The following is a 5,008-nucleotide window of genomic DNA, read 5'->3' as shown; positions in this document are numbered from 1 at the left end:
GCGCCGACAGTTCCAGCATCTGGCCGTCTATGGTGGCCACGCGCCCGGCCTGGTCGTAGATCAGCGGGCCGTGCTTGATGGTGCTGCTGGCGCCGCCCATGCCGCGCCGGATCAGCGCCCGCACACGCGCTTCCAGCTCCTGCAGCGAAAACGGTTTGGCCATGTAGTCGTCCGCGCCGTAGTCCAGGCCCTTGACGCGCTCTTCCACGCTGTCGGCGGCGGTCAGAATCAGTACCGGCAGGGCCGAGCCGCGCGCGCGCAGCCGCTTCAGCACTTCCAGCCCGTGCATGCGCGGCAGGCCGAGGTCCAGAATCAGCAGGTCAAATTCGGTGTTGGTCATCAGCGCGGCATCGGCTTCGGTGCCGCTGGCCACATGGTCAGCAGCGGCACCTGAGGCACGCAGGGTTCGCAGCAGGCCATCGGCCAGAACCTGGTCGTCTTCGGCAATCAAAATTCGCATGCTTGTCTCCCTGGTGTCGGCCTGCCTCCCGTTCAGCGGGCCGGTGTTGTTGTTTGTCGTGCGAATTCTAGGCTTTTCCGACTACTACGCCCCGCAATACGCTTCGAGCCCCAGCGCCACCACGGTGGCCACGTCCTGGCCGACCGCCTGCCGGAATTCGTCTTCGGCCTGCGCCACGGCGCCCTTGAAGGCGTCCAGCCACAACAGGCCTGCGGCGGTGAACAGCAGCTGCCGCGCGCGCTTGTCGTGCGGGTCGGGCGCGCGCCTGACCAGGCCCCAGGCTTCGCACTGGTCGACCAGGTCGCCCATGGCCTGCTTGCTCATGCCGGCGCTTGCCGCCAGGTCCGTCAGCCGCGAACCCTCCACGGCCAGGTGGCGCGTGATGTGGATGTGGGCCGCGCCCACCTGGCCGCGCGCAGCCAGGTTGGACAGTGCCAGCGGCACCTCCACGTTGCGGGCCATCAGCACCAGCACGCGCTCGTCAAAGCGCCGCAAGGCATGGCCGAGCAGGCGCCCCAAGTGGGTGAGCCGCCAGCCCTGATCGCTGGCCGCCGCGATGCCGTCACATGGGCTGGTGCTGGCACCGTGCGGGAGGGCTTGCGCGTCGATTTTCTGCATTGGTCGATATTACTTTACGCACCCTCAATCGGTCAGGCAAACTGACCAATAATGGGGTTTACTTATTTCAATGGCGCCCATAAAGTACTGGTCATGCATCCAGCTTGTTCTTCCAGGCCAAGCCTGGAAACCGCTGAAAAGTGAACGCAAGAGTTATTACATCATTGATTTTCAAGGAGATTTTCATGGACGCACCGGTCAAATCCAACCCAGCCCTGAACACCGAAAAAGCCAAGGCGCTGCAGGCCGCGCTGGCCCAGATTGAAAAGCAGTTCGGCAAAGGCACCATCATGAAGCTGGGCGCCGGCGAAGTGATCGAAGACATCCAGGTGGTCTCCACCGGCTCGCTGGGCCTGGACATTGCCCTGGGTGTTGGCGGCCTGCCGCGCGGCCGGGTGGTCGAGATTTACGGCCCCGAGTCGTCGGGCAAAACCACGCTGACGCTGCAGGTCATTGCCGAAATGCAAAAAATCGGCGGCACCTGCGCTTTTGTGGACGCCGAGCACGCGCTGGACATCCAGTACGCGCAAAAGCTGGGCGTTAATTTGCAGGAGCTGCTGATTTCCCAGCCCGACACCGGCGAGCAGGCGCTTGAAATTGTCGATTCGCTGGTCCGTTCCGGCGCGGTGGATCTGATCGTGATCGATTCGGTGGCGGCGCTGACGCCCAAGGCCGAACTCGAAGGCGAAATGGGCGACTCGCTGCCTGGCCTGCAGGCCAGGCTAATGAGCCAGGCGCTGCGCAAACTCACGGCCACCATCAAGAAAGCCAACTGCATGGTGATTTTCATCAACCAGATCCGCATGAAGATCGGCGTGATGTTCGGCAGCCCTGAAACCACCACCGGCGGCAATGCGCTGAAGTTCTACGCCTCGGTGCGGCTGGACATTCGCCGCATCGGCTCCATCAAAAAGGGCGACGAGGTCATCGGCAACGAAACCCGCGTGAAGGTGGTCAAGAACAAGGTGGCCTCGCCGTTCAAGACCGCAGAGTTCGACATTCTCTATGGCGAAGGCATCAGCCGCCTGGGCGAGGTACTCGACCTGGGCGTGGCCGGCCACATCGTTGAAAAAGCCGGCGCCTGGTATGCCTACAACGGCGAAAAAATCGGCCAGGGCCGCGACAACTCGCGTGAATTCCTCAAAGAGAACCCGGTGCTCGCCATCGAGATCGAAAACAAGGTGCGCGAGTCGCTGGGCATCCCGCTGGTGCAGGCCGCTGTCGCCGTGGCTGCCGCCGACGCCAGCGACAGCGCGGACAAGGCCGCCAAACCTGGAAAAACCGACAAGGCCCCCAAAGCAGCGGCCTGATCCGGTTTTATATGCGAAATCAGGCGCTAGCCCAATGCGTGCGAGTGCTGGCAGCTATTAAACCAATAGCAGCTGCGTGCTGCCCTTCGCGATGAATCCGGCCAAACCCGCCGCCCGGGTGGGCTTTGGCCTGTCGCTCAAGGGGCGCGCCCTGCGCTACCTGGCCGCGCGCGAGCATTCGCGGGCCGAGCTGGAGCGCAAACTGGCAGCCCACGAAGAAACACCGGGCCAGCTGGCGCAGGTGCTTGATGAGTTGCAGGCCAAGGACTTCATCAGCGAGGCGCGGGTGCTCGAGTCGGTGATCAACCGGCGCGCCGCACGTTTTGGCGCCGCGCGCATCAAGCACGAGTTGCTGAACAAGGGGCTGGGTGCGGAGGCGGTGGCCAGTGCGATGGAGCGCCTGAAGCTCAGTGAACTGGAACGCGCCCGCGACATCTGGCGCAAGAAGTTTGACGGGTCGGCACCGGACGCGGCCGGACGCGCCAGGCAAATGCGCTTTCTCGCCGCCCGGGGCTTTGGCGGCGACGTGATTCGCCGCGTGGTGTCGCAGGCAGAGGATGATTGAAAGGTGTCACCCGGCACAGCCGCCGCCAACACCGATGTCGGCTTATGCTGTGTCCCAGACCTCCGGTCAGGCGCCAATCAAAGCCCCAGCATCAGCTTGAGGTTCTGCACCGCCGCGCCACTGGCGCCCTTGCCCAGGTTGTCGAGCCGCGCCACCAGCACGGCATGGCGATGGGTTTCGTTGCCGAACACGCGCAACTCCATCTTGTTGGTGTCGTTCAGGCCCAGCGCGTCCAGCGCGCCCGATTCGGGCGCGGCTTCCACGGTGACCCATTCGCTACCCGCGTAATGCCGGGTCAGCACGTCATGGAGTTGCGCGGCGGTCGGCTGGCCGGGCAGCAGGTCCAGGTGCAGCGGCAACTGCACCAGCATGCCCTGCAGGAAGTTGCCCACCGACGGAATGAAGACCGGCCGTCGGGCAAGACCCGTGTACTTCATGATTTCGGGCAGGTGCTTGTGCTCCAGGCCCAGGCCATACAGCTCGAACGCGGGCGCGGTGCCGGCTTCGTAGGCCTCGATCATCTGGCGACCGCCGCCCGAGTAACCGCTCACGGCGGGCAGGCTCAAGGGGAAATCGGCCGGCATCAGCCCGGCATCGACCAGCGGACGGATCAGCGCAATCGCGCCGGTGGCGTAGCAGCCCGGATTGGCCACGCGCTCGGCCGCCATGACGGCTTCGCGCTGACCGGGGACCAGCTCGGGGAAACCAAACACCCAGCCCGGCGCCGTGCGGTGGGCGGTGGAGGCGTCGATGATCTTGGGCTTTTTTCCGCTGAGCGAGTCGATCATGGCGACCGATTCGCGCGCCGCGTCGTCGTGCAGGCACAGGATCACCAGGTCTGCCTGCGCCATCAGGCCCTGCTTGGCGGCCGCATCCTTGCGCAGCTCGGGCGCAATGCTGAGCAGCTCAATCTGCGGCATGGCCTGCAGCCGTTCACGGATTTGCAGGCCTGTGGTGCCGGCTTCGCCATCGATAAAAATTTTGGGCATAACGTACTTTCAGCGATAAGTAGTGATCCGAACAGGCCTGTTTGGCGGTCCTATCAGACGTAAGGTCCACACAAGAATTGTGCATTGCACCATGATACAGTTCCGGGTTGCTGCCTGCAGTAACCGCTAACATGCTGGTTTTGTGCCGATATGGCTTGTTTTTTCCCTTTCCAACAGCCCTGCCCAACTCCCTGTTGCACCCCTCTTTTACCGAATCCTGAAGGTTTTTCATGAAAATTCACGAGTACCAAGGCAAGGAAATCTTGCGCAATTTTGGTGTGCCTGTGCCGCGCGGCATTCCGGCATTCACGGTGCAGGAGGCGGTGGAAGCCGCACAAAAACTCGGCGGCCCGGTGTGGGTGGTCAAGGCGCAGATCCATGCCGGTGGTCGTGGCAAGGGCGGCGGCGTGAAAGTGGCCAAGACCATTGAAGACGTCAAGCGCATCGCTGGCGAAATCCTGGGCATGCAGCTCAAGACCCATCAGACCGGCCCCGAAGGCCAGAAGGTGCGTCGCCTGTACATCGAAGACGGTGCCGACATCCAGAAGGAATACTACGTTTCGTTGGTGACCGACCGCGCCACGCAAAAAGTCGCCTTCATCGCATCGAGCGAAGGCGGCATGGACATCGAGGAAGTGGCGCATTCCACGCCCGAGAAAATCATCACCGAGTACATCGACCCGCTGACGGGTCTGGGCGAAGAACAAGCCGGAAGAATAGCCAACGCCATCGGCCTGCCACCTGAGTCCACCGCCCAGGCCGTGGACATCTTCCAGAAGCTCTACAAGTGCTACATGGACACCGACGCGTCGCTGGTTGAAATCAACCCGCTGAACCGCGACAGCAAGAACCAGCTGATGGCGCTGGACGCCAAGTTCAACCTTGACCCCAACGCGCTGTTTCGCCATCCGGAAATCGTGGCTTACCGCGACCTCGACGAAGAAGATCCGGCCGAAGTCGAAGCCAGCAAGTTTGACCTGGCCTACATCAGCCTGGACGGCAACATCGGCTGCCTGGTCAACGGCGCCGGCCTGGCCATGGCGACCATGGACACCATCAAGCTGTT

6 protein-coding genes are annotated in these 5,008 nt (G+C 63.0%); 3 read left to right on the top strand and 3 right to left on the bottom strand.

Going from position 1 to position 5,008, the window contains the following annotated elements; translation table 11 throughout:
• Positions 1-460: response regulator transcription factor (locus Q8K05_RS00360; RefSeq protein WP_305244570.1), on the bottom strand; the 460-nt coding region annotated here is incomplete at its 3' end.
• Between the two features lie 84 nt (positions 461-544).
• The gene (locus Q8K05_RS00355) at positions 545-1,078 is read right to left on the bottom strand and encodes a MarR family winged helix-turn-helix transcriptional regulator (RefSeq protein ID WP_305244569.1); all 534 of its coding nucleotides are present in this window, start codon (positions 1,076-1,078) and stop codon (positions 545-547) included.
• Between the two features lie 185 nt (positions 1,079-1,263).
• On the opposite strand from Q8K05_RS00355, the gene recA reads away from it, so the two are divergent.
• Both recA and recX read left to right on the top strand, forming a co-directional pair.
• Entirely contained in the window at positions 1,264-2,388 is a 1,125-nt protein-coding gene (gene recA / locus Q8K05_RS00350) for a recombinase RecA (protein WP_305244568.1), read from the top strand.
• Between the two features lie 91 nt (positions 2,389-2,479).
• A complete protein-coding gene (recX, locus tag Q8K05_RS00345) occupies positions 2,480-2,953 on the top strand; it encodes a recombination regulator RecX (RefSeq protein ID WP_305244567.1) in 474 nt (157 codons plus the stop codon).
• A gap of 77 nt (positions 2,954-3,030) precedes the next feature.
• Here the strand turns inward: recX and argC are convergent, their stop codons facing one another.
• Entirely contained in the window at positions 3,031-3,942 is a 912-nt protein-coding gene (gene argC, locus Q8K05_RS00340) for an N-acetyl-gamma-glutamyl-phosphate reductase (protein ID WP_305244566.1), read from the bottom strand.
• 230 nt (positions 3,943-4,172) lie between these two features.
• On the opposite strand from argC, the gene sucC reads away from it, so the two are divergent.
• A partial coding sequence (sucC, locus tag Q8K05_RS00335; RefSeq protein ID WP_305244565.1) for an ADP-forming succinate--CoA ligase subunit beta occupies positions 4,173-5,008 on the top strand: 836 nt, incomplete at its 3' end.

It is taken from the genome of Polaromonas sp., from assembly GCF_030682935.1.
Taxonomy (GTDB): domain Bacteria; phylum Pseudomonadota; class Gammaproteobacteria; order Burkholderiales; family Burkholderiaceae_C; genus Polaromonas.
The sequence above is the reverse complement of the archived record's forward strand: the minus strand, read 5'-3'. Positions and strand labels throughout refer to the sequence as shown.